Origin of the sequence: Lentzea jiangxiensis, assembly GCF_900104175.1 — a bacterium.
Classification (GTDB): Bacteria; Actinomycetota; Actinomycetes; order Mycobacteriales; family Pseudonocardiaceae; genus Lentzea; species Lentzea jiangxiensis.
In genome coordinates this window covers 121,959-139,535 of record NZ_FNIX01000020.1, presented here as the reverse complement: position 1 = coordinate 139,535, position 17,577 = coordinate 121,959, and the positions used below count along the sequence as shown (strand labels likewise).

18 protein-coding genes and 1 riboswitch are annotated in these 17,577 nt (G+C 69.5%); of the genes, 4 read left to right on the top strand and 14 right to left on the bottom strand.

All coding sequences use genetic code 11. The annotated features are described in order from the left end of the window. Together BLQ91_RS33830 and BLQ91_RS33825 are read right to left on the bottom strand one after the other, a co-directional pair. Positions 1 to 1,059: MFS transporter (locus BLQ91_RS33830; RefSeq protein WP_218130502.1), on the bottom strand; the 1,059-nt coding region annotated here is incomplete at its 3' end. Positions 1,060 to 1,280: 221 nt separating this feature from the next. Next, entirely contained in the window at positions 1,281 to 1,784 is a 504-nt protein-coding gene (locus tag BLQ91_RS33825) for a pyridoxamine 5'-phosphate oxidase family protein (RefSeq protein ID WP_342670681.1), read from the bottom strand. Positions 1,785 to 2,215: 431 nt separating this feature from the next. On the opposite strand from BLQ91_RS33825, the gene BLQ91_RS33820 reads away from it, so the two are divergent. After that, positions 2,216 to 3,319, top strand: coding sequence for an FAD-binding oxidoreductase (locus BLQ91_RS33820; protein WP_090103584.1), 1,104 nt, complete (start codon positions 2,216 to 2,218; stop codon positions 3,317 to 3,319). 3 nt (positions 3,320 to 3,322) lie between these two features. Beyond that, positions 3,323 to 3,407, top strand: a riboswitch (ZMP/ZTP riboswitch). Between the two features lie 13 nt (positions 3,408 to 3,420). Further along, the gene (locus BLQ91_RS33815) at positions 3,421 to 4,638 is read left to right on the top strand and encodes a serine hydroxymethyltransferase (protein WP_090103583.1); all 1,218 of its coding nucleotides are present in this window, start codon (positions 3,421 to 3,423) and stop codon (positions 4,636 to 4,638) included. On the opposite strand, the gene BLQ91_RS33810 is transcribed toward BLQ91_RS33815, so the two are convergent. Next, positions 4,621 to 5,196: a TetR/AcrR family transcriptional regulator gene (locus tag BLQ91_RS33810; RefSeq protein WP_090103581.1), complete on the bottom strand. Its 576-nt coding sequence runs from the start codon at positions 5,194 to 5,196 to the stop codon at positions 4,621 to 4,623. The two genes, BLQ91_RS33815 and BLQ91_RS33810, sit on opposite strands and share 18 nt — an antisense overlap. An 82-nt stretch (positions 5,197 to 5,278) precedes the next feature. Between BLQ91_RS33810 and BLQ91_RS33805 the strand changes: the two genes are divergently transcribed. Beyond that, positions 5,279 to 6,175 (top strand): SDR family oxidoreductase, encoded by an 897-nt coding sequence (locus BLQ91_RS33805; protein ID WP_090103578.1) that lies wholly within the window; start codon positions 5,279 to 5,281, stop codon positions 6,173 to 6,175. On the opposite strand, the gene BLQ91_RS33800 is transcribed toward BLQ91_RS33805, so the two are convergent. From BLQ91_RS33800 to BLQ91_RS33760, 9 genes are all read right to left on the bottom strand, one after another. Continuing rightward, complete coding sequence (locus tag BLQ91_RS33800; protein WP_090103576.1) at positions 6,160 to 6,672, bottom strand: hypothetical protein; 513 nt, start codon at positions 6,670 to 6,672, stop codon at positions 6,160 to 6,162. The genes BLQ91_RS33805 and BLQ91_RS33800 overlap by 16 nt on opposite strands. Beyond that, positions 6,669 to 7,097 (bottom strand): heat shock protein transcriptional repressor HspR, encoded by a 429-nt coding sequence (locus BLQ91_RS33795; protein ID WP_090103635.1) that lies wholly within the window; start codon positions 7,095 to 7,097, stop codon positions 6,669 to 6,671. Before BLQ91_RS33795 ends, BLQ91_RS33800 begins: the two co-directional genes overlap by 4 nt. Positions 7,098 to 7,102: 5 nt before the next feature. Beyond that, on the bottom strand, positions 7,103 to 8,266 hold the full coding sequence (dnaJ, locus tag BLQ91_RS33790; RefSeq protein ID WP_090103574.1) for a molecular chaperone DnaJ: 1,164 nt from the start codon (positions 8,264 to 8,266) through the stop codon (positions 7,103 to 7,105). A gap of 33 nt (positions 8,267 to 8,299) precedes the next feature. Beyond that, positions 8,300 to 8,938 carry a nucleotide exchange factor GrpE gene (gene grpE, locus BLQ91_RS33785; RefSeq protein ID WP_090103572.1) on the bottom strand — a complete coding sequence of 213 codons (639 nt, stop codon included), beginning with the start codon at positions 8,936 to 8,938 and terminating at the stop codon, positions 8,300 to 8,302. Further along, positions 8,935 to 10,797 (bottom strand): molecular chaperone DnaK, encoded by a 1,863-nt coding sequence (gene dnaK, locus BLQ91_RS33780; protein WP_090103569.1) that lies wholly within the window; start codon positions 10,795 to 10,797, stop codon positions 8,935 to 8,937. The genes grpE and dnaK overlap by 4 nt, the downstream gene beginning before the upstream one ends. Positions 10,798 to 10,984: 187 nt before the next feature. Further along, the gene (locus BLQ91_RS33775) at positions 10,985 to 11,821 is read right to left on the bottom strand and encodes a DUF4097 family beta strand repeat-containing protein (RefSeq protein ID WP_090103567.1); all 837 of its coding nucleotides are present in this window, start codon (positions 11,819 to 11,821) and stop codon (positions 10,985 to 10,987) included. Between the two features lie 79 nt (positions 11,822 to 11,900). Next, positions 11,901 to 12,455, bottom strand: a complete 555-nt coding sequence (locus BLQ91_RS33770; protein WP_090103564.1) for a hypothetical protein — start codon at positions 12,453 to 12,455, stop codon at positions 11,901 to 11,903. Positions 12,456 to 12,459: 4 nt separating this feature from the next. After that, positions 12,460 to 13,035, bottom strand: coding sequence for a TetR/AcrR family transcriptional regulator (locus BLQ91_RS33765; RefSeq protein ID WP_090103633.1), 576 nt, complete (start codon positions 13,033 to 13,035; stop codon positions 12,460 to 12,462). Positions 13,036 to 13,043: 8 nt separating this feature from the next. Further along, a complete protein-coding gene (locus BLQ91_RS33760; RefSeq protein WP_090103562.1) occupies positions 13,044 to 13,367 on the bottom strand; it encodes a DMT family transporter in 324 nt (107 codons plus the stop codon). Between the two features lie 144 nt (positions 13,368 to 13,511). Here BLQ91_RS33760 and BLQ91_RS33755 point away from each other — a divergent pair, with 144 nt between their 5' ends. Beyond that, positions 13,512 to 15,773 carry a (Fe-S)-binding protein gene (locus BLQ91_RS33755; protein WP_090103560.1) on the top strand — a complete coding sequence of 754 codons (2,262 nt, stop codon included), beginning with the start codon at positions 13,512 to 13,514 and terminating at the stop codon, positions 15,771 to 15,773. Between the two features lie 62 nt (positions 15,774 to 15,835). Here the strand turns inward: BLQ91_RS33755 and BLQ91_RS33750 are convergent, their stop codons facing one another. Beyond that, a complete protein-coding gene (locus BLQ91_RS33750; protein ID WP_090103558.1) occupies positions 15,836 to 16,216 on the bottom strand; it encodes a phage holin family protein in 381 nt (126 codons plus the stop codon). A 34-nt stretch (positions 16,217 to 16,250) separates the two neighbouring features. After that, the gene (locus BLQ91_RS33745; protein WP_090103556.1) at positions 16,251 to 17,540 is read right to left on the bottom strand and encodes a hypothetical protein; all 1,290 of its coding nucleotides are present in this window, start codon (positions 17,538 to 17,540) and stop codon (positions 16,251 to 16,253) included. Positions 17,541 to 17,577: the final 37 nt, after the last annotated feature.

The following is a 17,577-nucleotide window of genomic DNA, read 5'->3' as shown; positions in this document are numbered from 1 at the left end:
GTCGATCGTCCCGAGCAGCGCCAACCCGGCGACCAGCGAGAACGACCCCCAGACGAGGTAGCTCTTCCACCTGCCGCTCCTGGCGATCAACTGCCCGCTGACCGTCGACGACACGCTCAGCCCGAGCACCAGCGGCACCGTCAGCAACCCGGCCTTGGTCGGCGAGAACCCGCGGGCGATCTGGAAGTACTGGCCCATGAACACCGAGGCCCCGAACATCGCCGTGCCCACCGCGACACCACCGAGCATCGCCAGCACGACCGTCCGATTCCGGAACAGGTGCAGCGGGATGACCGGCGCGGAAGCCCGCCGCTCCACGAAGTAGGCACCGGTGATCGCCAGCAGCGCCCCGGCGACGAACAGCGCGCTCTCCCGGCTGACCCAGGCGAAGTCCTTGCCGGCGAACGACACCCACATCAGCACCAGGCTCACACCACCGGTGATGAGCGTGGCCCCGAGGTAGTCGATCTTCACGTGCTGCTTCTTCACCGGCAGGTGCAGCGTCTTGTGCAGCACGCCCAGCGCCACCAGCGCCAGCGGCACGCAGACGAAGAAGCACCACCGCCACCCCGGCCAGTCGACGAGGAACCCGCCGACCAGCGGCCCGCCGACCGTGCCGGCGGAGATCACCATGCCGGTGTAGCCGCTGTAGCGCCCACGCTCGCGCGGGCTGAGCAACGCCCCCACGACGACCTGCCCGAGCGCCTGCACACCACCCATCCCGAGCCCCTGCACGACCCGGAACCCGATGAGCTGCTCCATGTTCTGGCTGAACCCGGCCAGCACGGAGCCGACGACGAACAACACGATCGCCGCCTGCAACAGCTTCTTCTTGTCGAACAGGTCCGCGAGCTTGCCCCACAACGGCGTGCTCGCCGTGGAAGCCAGCAACATCGCCGTGATGACCCACGTGTACTGGGTCTGCGTGCCCTTGAGCTCGGCCAGGATCGTCGGGAGAGCGTTCGAGACGATGGTGGAGCTGAGAATGGCGACCAGCAGCGCGACCCAGATGCCGGACAGCGCTTCGAGGATCTCCCTGTGTGACGAGGGCCGGTTCAAGCACACCTCCAGTAGTTAGTTGACGCCATACAACTATATCTGGAGATAGTTAGCTAGGCCAACTAATTCGGTGGCTGATACGTCACACAGGTTCGCGCTCCCCGGTGGAGTCGAGATCGGGCGCCCCGGGAAATCGGGAGCAGCGAAGTCGCGCGGACAGGCCCTCGAACGACGAGACGGCCCGCGCGCCAGGTGCGCAGGCCGTCACCACACCGCCGGGATCAGCTCTCCGCCGAGCTCATCCGATTCGCCTTGACCCCGAAGAAGTCGCCACCCTTGCGCCGGACGTCGTCGGTCCCCCAGTCCCGGGTCCGGTCCACGGGCACCATCCGGGGGATGTGCTTGCGGCAGTGGACGTAGGCCTCCTGCACCTCCACCACCACCCACCGCTCGACCTTCCGGTCCCCTCCGGCGAGCTCCGCGAACTCGGAGAGCGGAGCGATCCGGGCACGCCCGTTCACGTGCAGCCCGATCAGGTCTTCGGTGAAGTCCACCATCAGCATCCCGACGTGCGGGTTCTCCATGATGTTGCCCAGCGACGCCATGACGCCGTTGCCGCGGTACTCGGGGTACACGACGGTCCGCGAGTCGACGACGTGGAGGAACCCGGCCGGCCCGCAGCGCAGCGTCGAGTCGCACTCCCCGTCGGCGTCGGCCGTCGAGATGAAGGCCATCTCCATCCGGCCGACGAACTCGGCCATCGCGGGGTTGAGGTGGTCCAGCACCTGGTCCGTGTAGAAGCGTCTGGCGCGATCGGACGTCTCCAGGGCACATTGGAGGAAGTGCTCTCCGCGTGACCCGGGGAGCTCGACACGGTTGGGTGAGGTGGTTTCAGTCAACTCAGGCGGGGACACGCGGCCTACCCAAGCACGCAAGCGCGCAACCCGGTACAGAAGGACCCTCACATTCACACTGTTGCGGTAGCAACCACTCACCTAAAGTAATCGTGCTTCGCTCGAAGGTGGCATCAAGGAGTCAAGCGGCCCGACAGGGGTTACTGTCCACTCTGTCGGGGGACGGATGCTTGTCGAGGACGACAGCGCCTTGCTGGCGCCAATCAGAACGTGGAGACTGCGCGCGGACCATGACTGCGAACGCTGTGCTGAGCCCCATCCCTACCCCGCCCCACCGAGAGCCACCCCCCGGCGTCACCGCGATGGTGCGGATGATCCGGGAGAGCTTCGCGGTGGTGGAGCCGCATTCCGAAGAAGTGGCGAAGTTCTTCTACGGAATGCTCTTCTCGCTCTCGCCCGCCACACGCGAGATGTTCCCCGCGAACATGGAGGTGCAACGCAGCCGGCTGCTGCGTGCCCTCGTGCACGTGGTGCAAATGGTCGACCGCCCGGACGACCTCATCCCGTTCCTGCGCCAGCTGGGCCGCGACCACCGCAAGTTCGGTGTCATCAACGTCCACTACGAGGCGGTCGGGACGGCACTGCTGTCCGCGGTGAAGAAGTTCGCCGGTGCCGCCTGGACGCCGAAGGTCGAGATGGCGTGGGCCGAGGCCTACACCCTCATGGCCAGGGCCATGCAGGAGGCGGCCGACGCCGACACCGGACCCGCGTACTGGCACGCGACGGTGCTGGAGCACCAGCGCGTCTCGTGGGACCTGGCGGTCGTGCGGCTGCAGCCCGACCACCCGGTCAACTACAAGGCCGGTCAGTACGTCAGCGTGGAGACGCCGCAGCGCAAGCGCCTGTGGCGGTACTACACGCCGGCGAACGCCCCCCGCGAGGACGGCGTCATCGAGTTCCACATCCGGTCCGTCGACGGCGGCTGGGTGTCCCGCTCGGTGGTCGGCCACACGCAGCCCGGTGACACGTGGCGCATCGGACCGCCCATGGGACGTCTCTCGGTCGACCGCACGGCCGGGTCGGACATCCTGATGGTGGCCGGCGGCACGGGTGTCGCGCCGATGCACGCGATCATCGACGAGATGGCGCAGTACGGCGAGAACCCGCGCGTGCACCTGTTCTACGGCGGCCGCACCCGCGAGGACCTCTACGACCTGGACAACCTGCAGCGCATCGCGACCACGAACCCGTGGCTCACGGTCGTGCCGGTGCTGGAGTCCGACCCCGGCGTCCGGGGGGTCGAGCAGGGCAGCCTCGCCGACGTGGTCACCCGCTACGGCGCGTGGGAGGAACGCGACGTCCTGGTCTGCGGCAGCCCCGCCATGATCAGGTCGACGGTCTCCCGCATGCTGGTCGCCGGAACTCCGCTCGACCGGATCAAGTACGACCCGTTCACGCTGGACTAAGCTCGGCACGTCCGCGACTGGCGTGCCGAGGGTGGAAGCGACCACCGGGAAGCGACTGCCGAGCGCACCGAACGCCTGGGTGCCCGGCGTGGAGTCGCGCTGTGCTCGCTGAGACAGATCCCGCCGTGTTCGCCCTGGTCACCGCAGAGGCCGAGCGGCAGGCCCGGAAACTGCGCATGATCGCGTCCGAGAACGACGTGTCGGCCGCCGTGCTTGAGGCAACAGGCTCGGTGCTGACCAACAAGTACTCCGAGGGCTACCCCGGCAAGCGGTACTACGAGGGCCAGCAGGTCGTCGACCAGGTCGAGCTGCTGGCGCAGGAACGCGCGAAGGCGCTGTTCGGCGTGGACCACGCGAACGTCCAGCCGTACTCGGGTTCCCCGGCGAACCTCGCCGTCTACCTGGCCTTCCTGCAGCCTGGCGACACCGTGATGGGCATGGCGCTGCCGATGGGCGGCCACCTGACGCACGGCTGGAGCGTCTCCGCCACCGGCAAGTGGTTCCGCAGCGTGCAGTACGAGGTTCGCAAGGACACCGGCCGCGTCGACCTGGACGAGGTCCGCGCCCTCGCGCTGGCCGAACGCCCGAAGGTGATCTTCTGCGGCGGCACGGCGATCCCGCGCACCATCGACTTCCCGGCGTTCGCTCAGATCGCGAACGAGGTCGGCGCACTCCTCGTCGCCGACATCGCGCACATCGCCGGCCTGGTCGCGGGCGGGGCGCACCCGTCTCCGGTCGGCCACGCCCCGGTGATCACCACGACGACGCACAAGACCCTCAGGGGCCCGCGCGGAGCCATGATCCTCAGCGACGCCGAGCACGCGAAGGCCGTCGACCGCGCGATCTTCCCCGGTCTGCAGGGCGGGCCGCACAACCACACCACGGCCGCCATCGCCGTGGCGCTGCACGAGGCCGCACAGCCGGAGTTCCGCGAGTACGCGCACCTGGTCGTGAGGAACGCCCAAGCCCTCGCGGAGGCGTTGCTGGAACGCGGCTTCGACCTGGTGTCCGGCGGCACCGACAACCACCTGGTCCTGATCGACCTCACGTCGAAGCTGATCGGCGGCAAGCCGGCCGCGCGGGCGCTCGACCGGGCGGGCATCGAGCTCAACTACAACGCCGTTCCGTTCGACACCCGCAAGCCGTTCGACCCGTCCGGCATCCGCCTGGGCACGCCCGGCGTCACCACCCGCGGCCTGAGGCCGGAGCAGATGCCGCTGATCGCGGACTGGATGGACCGCGCGATCACCGCCCACGACGACGAGCAGGCCTTGGACCGCATCGCGGCCGAGGTCGAGGAACTACTCGGCGCCCTCTAGCGAGCTGGCTGCCTCGCGCACGTCACGGAGCGTCCGGCGGGTGATCTCACCGAAGTCCCCGCCGGCCTCCAGCCACGCGTCGTAGCCGCGCTGGAACGCCAGCACGCCGAGCTCGGCGGCCACGGCGGCCTCCAGCTCGGCGACCCCGCGCCGCTTCAGCGCGTCCGTCATCGCGACGGCGAACCCGACCATCTTCAGCGCCGCACGCTCGCGCAGCTCGTCGTTGCCCGCGATCACCGCCTGCCGCTGCGGCCCGTACGCCCGCTGCGCGTCGGTGAACCAGGCGCTGACGGCGACCAGCGCCGCCCCGACCGCGGCCAGGGGTCCGGCCCCCTCCGGCGCCTCGGCGATGCCGGTCGTGAGCACCTCGGCCAGCTCGTCTTGACCACCGAACAGCACCTCGCGCTTGTCCCGGAAGTGCCGGAAGAACGTGCTCTTCGTGAGTCCGGCGCGCTCCGCGATCTGCGCGACCGCCGTGTTCTCGTACCCCTGCTCGCCGAACAGGTCGAGTGCGGCGCGCACCAACCGCTCCCGCGCGTCCGGCTCCCATCGACCCATGCGCCCATCCTAAGTGATGCGACCTTGTCCCATCACTCTGCTACCGTGATGAGACCAAGTCCCATCACGATGAGGAAGTGCGATGAAGGTTTTCGTCACGGGTGCCACCGGCCACGTCGGCTCAGCGCTGGTCCCGGAACTGCTGCGGGCGGGGCACGAGGTCGTCGGCCTGGCCCGCTCCGACGGGTCCGCCGCCGAGCTGGAGGCCCAGGGCGCCCGGGTCCTGCGCGGTGACCTCGACGACCTCGACGGCCTGCGCAAGGGCGCGGCCGAGTCCGACGCGGTGGTCCACCTGGCGTTCAAGCACGACGAGATGTACGCGGGCGACTACCAGGGCGCCGCCGACGCCGACCTCACCGTCGTCAGGGCGTTCCTGGACGAGCTGGCAGGCACCGGCAAACCCCTGGTCGGCACCAGCGGCACCCTGTCGTACTCGGACCTGGGCCGCACGGCCACCGAGGAGGAACGCGTCCCGGACGACAGCCCCCGCGGCGCGGCCCGCAACGCGATCATCGACGCCCGGGACGTCCGCGGCTCCGTGGTGGTCCTGCCGCCGACCGTCCACAGCCGCCTGGACACGGCGGGCTTCATCCCGATCCTGGTCGGGACCGCGAGGGCCACCGGCATCTCCGGCTACCCCGGCGACGGCACGAATCGCTGGTCAGCGGGCCACACCCTGGACGCGGCACGCCTCTACCGCCTGGCCGTGGAGAAGGCACCCGCCGGCTCGGTGCTGCACGCGGTGGCAGAGGAGGCCGTGACCACGAGGGAGATCGCCGAGGTCATCGGCCGCAAACTGGGCGTGCCGGCGGAGAGCATCCCGGCCGAACGAGCACAGGAGCACTTCGGCGCACTGGCGTTCATGGTGTCGCGGGACGCACCGACGTCCGCCGAGCGCACGAAGTCGTTGCTGGGCTGGGAACCGACGGAACCCGGTCTCCTGGAGGACCTGGAAGCCGGGTTCTACTTCGAGCGGTGAGCCTCGAGCCCGAGGTGCGCCTCGGAGAACGCGCCGTCCGGGTCGGGCTCGGTCAGCGCGGCTTCCTCCAGCACGGCGAGGGGTTCCGGTCCGCGCAGCCATGCGGCCGTGCGACCGTCGGGGGGCAGGTCGTCCAGACGTCCGGTGACGAGACCCGCCAGCGCGGGCGGTGTGGCGAGGAAGTAGGCCTCGATGGCCGCCCGTTCGTCCGAGTCGCCGTTCTCGTGGGCGTCGGTCACGAGGCGCAGCCAGAAGAAGTCGGCGTCGAGCTCACCGGCCGCGATCAGCTCCATCACACGCGGGAGCAGGTAGCGCACGAAGGTCTCGTCGCCGATCGTCCCGGACCGCAGCCAGAACTCCCCGAGGTGCTCGGAGGTCAGCCGGCGCAGCGGAACCTCGGTGAACGGCGCGACGCTCGCGGCGTCCACGCAGTGGTCGCAGAAGTCGACCACACGGGGACGCGGCGTCGCGAAGACCTCGTAAAGGCGCTCGATCACTTGCGGGGCTTCGGTTTCCACACGACGAGCGCCGTCTCCTGCCGGATCGGGACCAGGTCCCGCCGGTAGGAGGCGTGCACGGCGGCGGCGGCCGAGTCGGCCGCCGCGTGCGCCTGCGCGAGCTCCTGCTGGAGCTCGGCCACCCGCGAGCGGAGGGCGTCGACCTGGTTCTCCAGGTCGATGATCCGCTTGATGCCGGCGAGGTTCACGCCCTCGTCCTGTGAGAGCCGCTGGACCTCGCGCAGCAGCACGATGTCGCGCATCGAGTACCGGCGCCCGCCACCGGGCGTGCGGCCGGGCGACACCAGGCCCATCCGGTCGTAGGACCGCAGGGTCTGGGCGTGCAGCCCGGACAGCTGGGCCGCCACCGAGATCACGAAGAACGGCGTGTCCTCATCGGTCCCGGGAGGGAACGGAAAACCCACCGCTTTCACCGCCCTTCAAGCAGCGCGTTCAGATCACCACGTGGGTCGTGTTCCTTTGTCACGTCCGCGTACGCCTCGAGAGCCGCGCGGGCCTCGGACGAGAGGTTGTTCGGCACCGCGACCTCCAGGGTGATCAGCAGATCCCCGGAGGAGCCGTCGCGCTTGGTGATGCCCTTGCCCCGAGCCCGCAGCACCCGCCCGGAGGCGGTCCCGGCGGGCACCTTCAAGGTCACCTTGCCGTCGAGCGTGGGCACGGTCAACGTCGTTCCGAGCGCGAGCTCGGAGAACGTCATCGGCGCCGTCAGCGTCAGGTCGTTGCCCTGGCGGCCGAAGATGCCGTGCGGGTTGACGTGCACCCGCACGAACAGGTCGCCGTTCGGGCCGCCGTTGCGGCCCGGTTCGCCCTGGCCCGCGAGGCGGATCCGCTGGCCGTCGGCGACCCCGGACGGGATCCGCACCGTCAGCGTGCGCGTGCGGGTGCTGACACCGTCGCCGCCGCACTCGGGGCACGGGTCGTCGATGATCCGGCCGGTGCCGCGGCAGTCGCGGCACGGCTCGCTGAACGCGAACGCGCCCTGCGACCGCGTGACCAGGCCGGACCCCGAACAGGTCGCGCACGTGTGCGGCGTGGTGCCCGGCTTGGCACCCGAGCCGTTGCACGTCGTGCAGGCGGCGGGGGACGACAGGCGCAGCGGCACCGTCGCTCCCTTCACCGCCTCGGTGAAGTCGATGCGGACGTCGGTCTCGACGTCCTCGCCGCGGCGGGGGCGCGTGGCCGAGCCGGCCGACGCACCACCGCGGCGGTTGAACAGGCCACCGAGCAGGTCGCCCAGGCCGCCGCCACCGGCGCCCTGAGCGGCACGGCCGAACAGGTCGTTGACGTCGAAGCCGCCCGAGCCGAACCCGCCGGAGCCGGGGAAGCCCCCGCCGCCCGCGAACAGCCGGCGGGCCTCGTCGTACTGCTTGCGCTTCGCCGGGTCCGACAGCACGCCGTAGGCCTCGGAGACCGCCTTGAAGCGGGCCTCGGCCTTGGCGTCACCCGGGTTCGCGTCGGGGTGCAGCTCGCGGGCGAGCTTGCGGTACGACTTCTTGACCTCGTCGGCCGACGCGTCGGAGGAGACGCCCAGCTCGCGGTAGAAGTCCTTTTCGATCCAGTCCCTAGCACTCACCGGACGTCTCCTCCCTCCCCGAAATGATCAGCCTCAGGCTTCTTCAGCCGGCGCTCCGGGCTCGTGGTCGGTCACCGCGACGAGCGCGGGCCGGACGAGCTTGTCGCCGAACGTGTAGCCGCGGCGCAGGACGGCGGTGACCGTCGGCCCCTCGACGTCCGGGGACGTGCTGTGCTGCACGGCCTCGTGCACCGACGGGTCGAACGCCTCGCCCTCGTGCGCGAACGGCTCCAGGCCGGTCTTCTGCAACGTGGACACGAGCTTGTCCGCCACCGCCTTGAACGCACCGGTCAGGTCGCCGTGCGCGGCGGCCCGCTCGATGTCGTCCAGCACGGAGAGCAGCTCGGAGGCGACGGACGCCTTCGCGTTGTTGATCACCGCTTCGCGGTCGCGTTCCACCCGCTTGCGGTAGTTCGCGTACTCGGCGGTGAGCCGCTGGAGGTCCGCGGTGCGCTCGTCGAGCTGGGTCTTCAGCTCGGCGGCGACGGAGTCCACGACCTCCGCGACCAGGGGCTCTTCGGAAACCGGAGCAGTGCCTTCTCCCAGGCCCTCCTCGGATGCCGCGTGGGCCGGCGCCCGGACCTCCCCCGTTTCGGGGTCGATCCGGCGCCGGTCGTTCACGACGACCTGAGGCTGCTCCTCGTCAGGGGCGGCGTGCCTCGGTTCGGTCACTTCTTCTCGTCCTCGTCCACGATCTCGGCGTCGACGACGTCGTCGTCCTTCTTGGCACCCGCACCGGCGGCACCCGGAGCGTCGGCACCGGGGGCCTCGGCACCGGGAGCACCCGGAGCGTTCGCGTAGATCGCCTGGCCGATGGCCTGCGACTCGGTCGCGAGCTTCTCCACCGCGGCCTTGATGGCGGCGATGTCGGTGCCCTTGAGCGCCTCGGTCGCCTCGGCGATCGCGGCGTTGACCTTCTCCTTGATCTCCGCCGGGAGCTTGTCGTCGTTCTCCTTGACGACCTTCTCCGTCTGGTAGACCAGGGTCTCGGCCTGGTTGCGGACCTCGGCCTCCTCGCGGCGGCGCTTGTCCTCCTCCGCGTGGGCCTCGGCGTCCTTCACCATGCGGTCGATGTCGTCCTTCGGCAGCGCGGAGCCACCGGTGATCGTCATCGACTGCTCCTTGCCGGTGCCCAGGTCCTTCGCCGACACGTGGACGATGCCGTTCGCGTCGATGTCGAAGGTGACCTCGATCTGCGGCACGCCACGCGGGGCGGGCGGCAGGCCGGTCAGCTCGAACATGCCGAGCTTCTTGTTGTGCGCCGCGATCTCGCGCTCGCCCTGGAAGACCTGGATCTGCACCGACGGCTGGTTGTCGTCCGCGGTGGTGAAGGTCTCGGAGCGCTTCGTCGGGATCGTGGTGTTGCGCTCGATCAGCTTGGTCATGATGCCGCCCTTGGTCTCGATGCCGAGGGACAGCGGGGTGACGTCGAGCAGCAGGACGTCCTTGACCTCGCCCTTGAGGACACCGGCCTGCAGGGCGGCGCCGACGGCGACGACCTCGTCCGGGTTCACGCCCTTGTTGGGCTCACGGCCGCCGGTCAGCTCCTTGACGAGCTCCGCGACGGCGGGCATGCGGGTCGAGCCACCGACGAGCACGACGTGGTCGATGTCGCCGACGGAGATGCCGGCGTCCTTGATCACGTTGTTGAACGGCGCGCGGGTGCGCTCGAGCAGGTCGTTCGTGATCCGCTGGAACTCGGCGCGCGAGAGCGTCTCGTCGAGGAACAGCGGGTTCTTGTCCGCGTCGACGGTGATGTACGGCAGGTTGATCGAGGCGTTGCTGGAGCTCGACAGCTCGATCTTGGCCTTCTCGGCGGCCTCGCGGATCCGCTGCAGGGCCATCTTGTCCTTGGTCAGGTCGATGCCGTTGGCCTGCTTGAAGCGGTCGACCAGCCAGTCGACGATGCGCTGGTCCCAGTCGTCGCCACCGAGGTGGTTGTCACCGGAGGTCGCGCGGACCTCGACCACACCGTCGCCGAGCTCGAGCAGCGAGACGTCGAACGTGCCGCCACCGAGGTCGAAGACCAGGATGGTCTGCTCCTTCTCGCCCTTGTCGAGGCCGTAGGCCAGGGCGGCGGAAGTCGGCTCGTTGACGATGCGCAGCACGTTGAGGCCGGCGATCTGGCCGGCTTCCTTGGTGGCCTGGCGCTGCGCGTCCTCGAAGTAGGCGGGGACGGTGATGACGGCGTCGGTGATCTCCTCACCGAGGTACGCCTCGGCGTCGCGCTTGAGCTTCATCAGCACGCGCGCGGAGATCTCCTGCGAGGTGTACTGCTTGCCGTCGACCTCGTCGGTCTTCCAGGTGGTGCCGACGTGGCGCTTGACCGACCGGATGGTGCGGTCGACGTTGGTGACGGCCTGGTTCTTCGCGGGCTGACCCACGAGGACCTCGCCGTTCTTCGCGAACGCGACGATGGACGGGGTCGTCCTCGAGCCCTCCGAGTTGGCGATGACCGTCGGCTCACCGCCCTCGAGAACGGCGACGACGGAGTTGGTCGTCCCCAAGTCGATGCCGACTGCACGCGCCATTGGAGTTCCTTCCGCTAGTACTTGTTGAGCGTTGCCGGCTCAAGTTTGCCACCTGCTCAACCTTGAGTCCAACCGACTCAAGCTTTCTGACTGGCTCAACGGCCGGGAAAGTCCCGTTGTTCCCTCACAACGCGACGAGGGCCACCCCTTGTGGAGTGGCCCTCGACACAGTCCCCCTCGGACGAGCTCAGATCGCGAACACCCGCACCTCGCCGGACCCGGTCGTGAGGTTCAGCTCGAGCGGCGCGTTCGGGTCGGTCGCGACGTGGACCTCGCGCTCCCCGCTGCCCGACGTCCCGGTGACCCGGTACGGGCCGCCCGGCACCCGGACGTTGACGTCGCCGGAGCCGCTCATCACCCGCACCGACCTCGGCTCCGCCAAGGTCAGCTCGACCCGGCCGGAGCTGGCGTCGGCGATCACGTCGCCGCCGAGGAAGGAGCCGTCGATATCGCCGGACCTCGTGACGGCGAGAACCTTGCCCTTCACCGTGTTCAGCTCGATGCGCCCGGACCCGAGGTCGGCGGTCGCGGTGCCGCCCACCCTGGTGGCCCGGAAGTCGCCGGACCCGGTGCTCACCTTGACGTCCCCCGCGATGTCCAGGGTGGCGATGTCGCCGGAGCCGGTCTGGTACTCGACGGACTTCAGGCCCTCGACGACCGCGTCGCCCGACCCGACGTCACCGACGACCGCGATGTCGGCCGAGGGCACCAGGACCTCGTAGTTGACCTCGCAGCTGTCCCCGCACGCGTCCAGCACCAGCGCGTCGCCCTCGACCCGGTGGGTGGCGCCGGTCGGCTTGTTGTTCTTGTTGTGCTCCACCCTGCGGTGGATCTTCGTCTCGGTCAGGCCCTGCTGGTACCTGATCGTCACGTCCCCCGAGCCGTTGCGCGCACGCACCGACGTGAACTTCTCCGCGACGGCGTGGTCGTCGGAGAACTCGTATTCCACGATGCGGATGCCACAGCCCGACAGCCCTGTCAGCACCGCTCCCGCCAGCAACGCCACCAGCGCCGTCCTCATCATGCGCACAAAACTAGAGGTGGCGGGGCGCGGCGACACGGCAGTCAGCCCCCGAAGAGGGGGTGGGGCTGGCCCTACCCCGTCAGACGAGGTCTTCGAGGACCGCGCGCAGCGCCGGCGCCGTGCGCGCCGGGTCGTTCAGGAACCGCGTGGACGCCAGCACGTGCGCGGGCGCGATCCGCTCCCACAGCAGGCCCTCGACCGGCACCTCGGCGATGTGCAGCTCCACGCTCTGCGCCCACCGGCCGATCCGCGACTCGACGCCGCGCAGCACGTCGCCGATCGGCAACGCGGCCGGGCTCTGCACGCGGTGCAGCTGCTCGATGCCCGGCTTCAGCGCGAGCACCGCGGCGCGGCAGGCGGGGCGGGTCAGCAGCGCGGTGGCGTCCTCGGCCGTCGCGGGTTCGGCGCCGCGCGTGCACGCGTCCAGCGCGTCGGCCCACCAGCCCGGCCACTCCGCCGTCACCGCGGCGCGGTCCACCCCGGCCGGCACCCGCACCGGCAGCGGCGGGTCCAGACCGGGCACGTGCGGTTCGACGTCCACCGACAACGCGAGGGAGTCGCGCACGTACAGCGCTGTCAGCAGCCCGAGGCTCACCCCGTGGCTGATGCCGGACACCTCTCGCGCGAACTTCATGCCCTCATTCTTCCTCCGCGCGCGGGGCCGGATCGTCGCGACCGCGGATCAAGAAGGACACGATCGGCTCCAGTTCGTCCTCGGTCGGGGCGACGTCGGCTATCAGGCCCTGCACCAGCAGCCCGTCGATCGCGGCGAGGAACGCGCGGAACGCGACCGGGTCGGCGGGCTGCGCGAGCTCCACCGCCAGGTCGAGCCAGCGGCGCGCGGCGGGCTTGAGCTCGGGACGGCGGCCCGCCAGCAGGTACAGCTCGTACTCGGCGAGCGTCCGGCCCCGGTTGCAGCCGACCGCCTTCGCGAGGCTCGACGCGATCTCGCGCGCGCTGCCGCTCGCGACGATCTTCAGGATGTCGTCGCACAGCGCTTCGGCCGACCACAGCAGCGTGGCGATCAGCAGTTCGTCGAGCGTCGCGAAGTAGTAGGTGGGCGCCGTCGTCGGCACGCCCGCCTCACGGGCGACGCTGCGGTGCGTCACGCCGGCGATGCCCTCGCGCTCGATCACGCGCAGCGCGGCCTCGACGATCGCCCGCCGCTTCTTCTCCCCGCGCGCCTTGCGGCCGTCGACCTTCTGGCTCTCCACCACCGCGGTCAGTGCGTCCTCCCGAGTTCGAGCGTCACCACGCCTCCGATGATCAGCGCCAGCCCGATGACCATCGTCGGGTTGAGGGTCTCGCCGAGGAACCTCCAGCCGATGATCGCGACGGATGCGACGCCGACAGCCGACCATACGGCGTAGGCGACGCCCACGGGCATACCCGACTTCAACGCGCGCGAAAGTGCCGTGAAAGCGATGGCGTACCCGGCGACGACCACGACCGAGGGCCACAGCCTGGTGAAGCCCTCGGACAGCTTCAACGAGACCGTCGCCGCGATTTCCGCCACGATCGCCGCGGCGAGGAGCAGGTACAACACGGCGACCTCCGGAGGCTGGAACCAGATACCTGAACGATTGTTCCACAAGTTTTGGGGCCAGTTCCGGCTTCTTGACCGGTCCGTGAGGAGACACCGGCCACGTCCAAGTGGTTACTCAGCGGTAACCTGGCCTAGACTCCCGCCATGACCCTCCAGCTGGTTCTCGGACTCGTCGCCGTGGCGGTGAGCGTCGTCGCCTGGGGCGTGTTCGTCGCCGGCGTGCTGAAGCAGATCAGGATCATCCGGCTCGGCCAGCCGGACGGCACCCGCTTCGGGCCGTTCGTGCCGCGGATGAAGACGATGATCGTCGAGTTCGTCGCCCACACCAGGATGGCGAAGTTCCGCTCGGTCGCCCCGTGGCACTGGATGGTGATGTGGGGCTTCCTCATCGGCTCCGCGGTGCTGTTCGAAGCGTACGGCGAGGTGTTCGAGCCGCGCTTCCACTGGCCGATCATCGGCACGTGGTCGATTTGGCTGCTGCTGATCGAGCTGCTGGGCCTCGGCACCGTGGTGGGCGGTGTGGCCCTGGCGATCATCCGCCAGCTCAACCACCCTCGCCGGGCCGACCGGATCTCCCGCTTCGCTGGCTCGAGCTTCCGCTCCGCCTACTTCGTCGAGGCGGTCGTGATCATCGAGGGCATCGGCATCCTCATGGTCAAGGCGTTCAAGCAGTCGAGCGGCCTCGAGTCCGCGCCGCTGTGGACGTCGTTCGTGACGCAGCCGCTCTCACAACTCCTCCCCGCCGCACCGATCTGGGTGTCGGTGATGGCGCTGGTCAAGCTGCTGAGCGGCATGATCTGGCTGGTCGTCGTCGGCCGGAACCTCACGATGGGCGTCGCCTGGCACCGGTTCTCGGCGTTCTTCAACATCTACTTCAAGCGCGAGGACGACGGCGGCGTCGCCTTGGGCGCGCTCAAGCCGATGATGTCCGGCGGCAAGGTGCTCGACCTCGAGGAGGCCGACCCGGACAAGGACGTGTTCGGCGTCGGCAAGGTCGAGGACTTCAGCTGGAAGGGCTGGCTCGACTTCTCCACCTGCACCGAGTGCGGCCGCTGCCAGTCGCAGTGCCCCGCCTGGAACACCGGCAAGCCGCTGTCGCCCAAGATGGTCATCACGCAGCTGCGCGACCACGCGTACGCCAAGGCGCCGTACCTGCTGGCCGGCGGCTCGCGCGACATGGCCGGTGACGAGGTCGGCCTGGTCGAGGACAAGTACGAGGACTACAAGAAGCGCCTCGAGTCGATCGACGTGCTGGCGATGGCCGAGGCGGAGCGCCCGCTGGTGGGCGGTCCCGCCGAGCTCGGCGTCATCGATCCCGAGGTGCTGTGGTCGTGCACGACCTGCGGCGCGTGCGTCGAGCAGTGCCCGGTCGACATCGAGCACGTCGACCACATCGTCGACATGCGCCGCTACCAGGTGCTGATCGAGTCGAACTTCCCGACCGAGCTCGGCGGCATGTTCAAGAACCTCGAGAACAAGGGCAACCCCTGGGGTCAGAACGCCAAGGACCGCCTCGCCTGGACCGAGGGCCTCGACTTCGAGGTGCCGGTGTTCGACGGCGACCTGGGCGACGCGGAGTACCTGTTCTGGGTCGGCTGCGCCGGCGCGTTCGAGGACCGCGCGAAGAAGACCACGCGGGCCGTCGCCGAGCTGCTGCACACCGCGGACGTGAAGTACACGGTGCTCGGCCCGGAGGAGACCTGCACCGGTGACCCGGCCCGCCGCGCCGGCAACGAGTTCCTCTTCCAGATGCTCGCGCAGCAGAACGTCGAGGTGCTCAACGCGGTGTTCGAGGACCGCCCGGCCGGCCAGCGCAAGATCGTCGTGACGTGCGCGCACTGCTTCAACACGCTCGCGAACGAGTACCCGCAGGTCGGCGGCACCTACGAGGTCGTGCACCACACGCAGCTGCTGAACAAGCTGGTCCGCGAACGCCGCCTGGTGCCGGTCGCGCCGGTCACCGAGGACGTCACGTACCACGACCCGTGCTACCTGGGCCGCCACAACAAGGTCTACGAAGCCCCCCGCGAGCTCATCGGGGCGTCCGGCGCGAAGCTGCGCGAGATGCCGCGCCACGAGGAGCGCTCCATGTGCTGCGGTGCCGGTGGCGCCCGCATGTGGATGGAGGAGCGGATCGGCAAGCGCATCAACCTCGACCGCGTGGACGAGGCCCTCGGCACCGCGCCGTCGAAGATCGCGACCGGCTGCCCGTTCTGCCGCGTGATGCTGACCGACGGCGTCACCGCGCGGCAGTCCGACGGCCAGGCCGGTGCGCACGTCGAGGTGGTGGACGTCGCGCAGATGCTGCTGGAGTCCGTGCGCCGCGGCACGGAAAAGCAGGACACGCCGACCGACGAGGTCCCGACCGGCACGCCGCTGCCGAACGAGGACAAGGCGAAGGCCTGAGTTCCACGGCATGAGAAAGGCCCTCGGTCCACATCGGACCGAGGGCCTTCTTCGTCGCCGGGTCAGTCCTTGTCGGTGACCTTGTCGTAGACGACGTTCAGGACCCAGCCGGTGAGGGCGACGATGATCGCGCCCCAGAAGGCGGGCCAGAAGCCGTCGACGCGGAACGGCAGGTCGAGCCGCTCGGCCAGCCAGCCGGTGAGCATGAACAGCAGCGCGTTCACCACGAGCCCGATCAGGCCGAGCGTGAGCAGGTAGAACAGGCAGCCGAAGAACTTCACCAGCGGCTTCACGACCGCGTTCACCAGGCCGAAGATCACCGCGACGCCGAGCAGCGTGAGGACCTTCGACCCGGTGGTGCCCTCACCCAGGTCGATGCCCGGGAGGGCGGTCGACACCCAGACCGCCACGGCGGTCAGCAGCACATGAACCAAGATGCCCATGCCGCGCAGACTAGCCGTGGCGTGTCCTAAGTGGTCAGGACCTGCGGCGGCGGCGCGCCACGAGGAACGCACCCGTGCCGGCCGCCAAGAGCAGCGCGCCGAGGCCGAGGAAGCCCAGCGGCGACGCGCCCGTGGACGCGAGACCGGACCTGTTGCCCGCCTGCGCCACGGCCGGAGCGGTCGTGGTCGTGGTGGTCGTCGGCGCGGCGCTGGTCTGCGAAGGCGACGTGGTGGTCGTCGGCGCCGTGGTGCCCCCTTCTACGACCTTGATCATCGTGCTGACGACGTTGTTCTTGTGGTCGACGTCCTCGTAGCCCTCGGGGACGAAGCGCACCATCGCGTGCACCTCGGTGTACTCCAGGTCGTTCAGCTCGATCTTGAGAGCGATCTCGGTCTGCTTGCCGGGCAGGATCTTCTCCACGGTGGTGAAGACCTCGTCGGTGCCGGGCTGCAGGGTCACGTTGTCGCTGTGGGACAGCAGCTTCGCGGAGAAGCTGCCGAGGACGACGGTCGGCGCGACCGGCACGTTGCCCTTGTTGGAGACCGTGAGCTTCAGGTCGAGCCGGTCGCCGAGGGTGTAGGTGTCCTTGACCGGCGAGAGCGTGGACGCGAGCGCCATGTCGGCCTTGGCGTCGACGTAGCGCAGGTCGACCCGCGCGTTGCGCTCGTGGGTGAACGGCACGGCCCGGCTGCGGGTCAGCCAGTCGACGTCCTGGTCGGACTTGGGCCGCGCCAGCGTGAGACGGCTCTTCGCGAGGTTCGGCGCGGTGACGGTCAGGGTGCCGAGCGGGAGGTCGAGCAGGTAGCGGCCGTCCTCGCCCGCGCCGGTCTCGGCGGAGAAGTCGGCCCCGGTCGCCGTCTTGCCGGTGACCTTCACCTTGCCCTCGTGGGTCTTCTCGCCGGCCTGCTTCACGCCGTCGTCGTTCGCGTCGACGAACGTGAAGCCGTTGAGGAAGTTCCCGCGCAGCGGGAAGTCCGCGTCCGACGCGGACTCGGCAGCGCCCCGGGCCGGCTTGGTGGTCGAGTAGTCGGACATGTCCGAGTTGGCGATCGAGTACTTCGGCCCCTTGGGCAGCACGGCCTTGTACCTGCCGTCCGGACCCGTCGGGAAGTTGCCGACCTTCTCGTTCGTGCCCACGACGAAGACGGTGACCCCGGGACCGTTGGCCCGGACGTTCTCCCCTTCGCTGAAGAGGTTGTCCCCGTTGCGGTCGAGGAAGAACAGGCCCTCGACGGTGATCGTCTCACCCTGGGCCGCGGCCGAGGTGGCCGTGACGGGCAGGGCGAGAGCAGCCGTCATCGCGACGGCGAAGAGCTTCTTCACTTGTGTCCCCAGGAGTTTTCGGTGGATCAGGAACGAC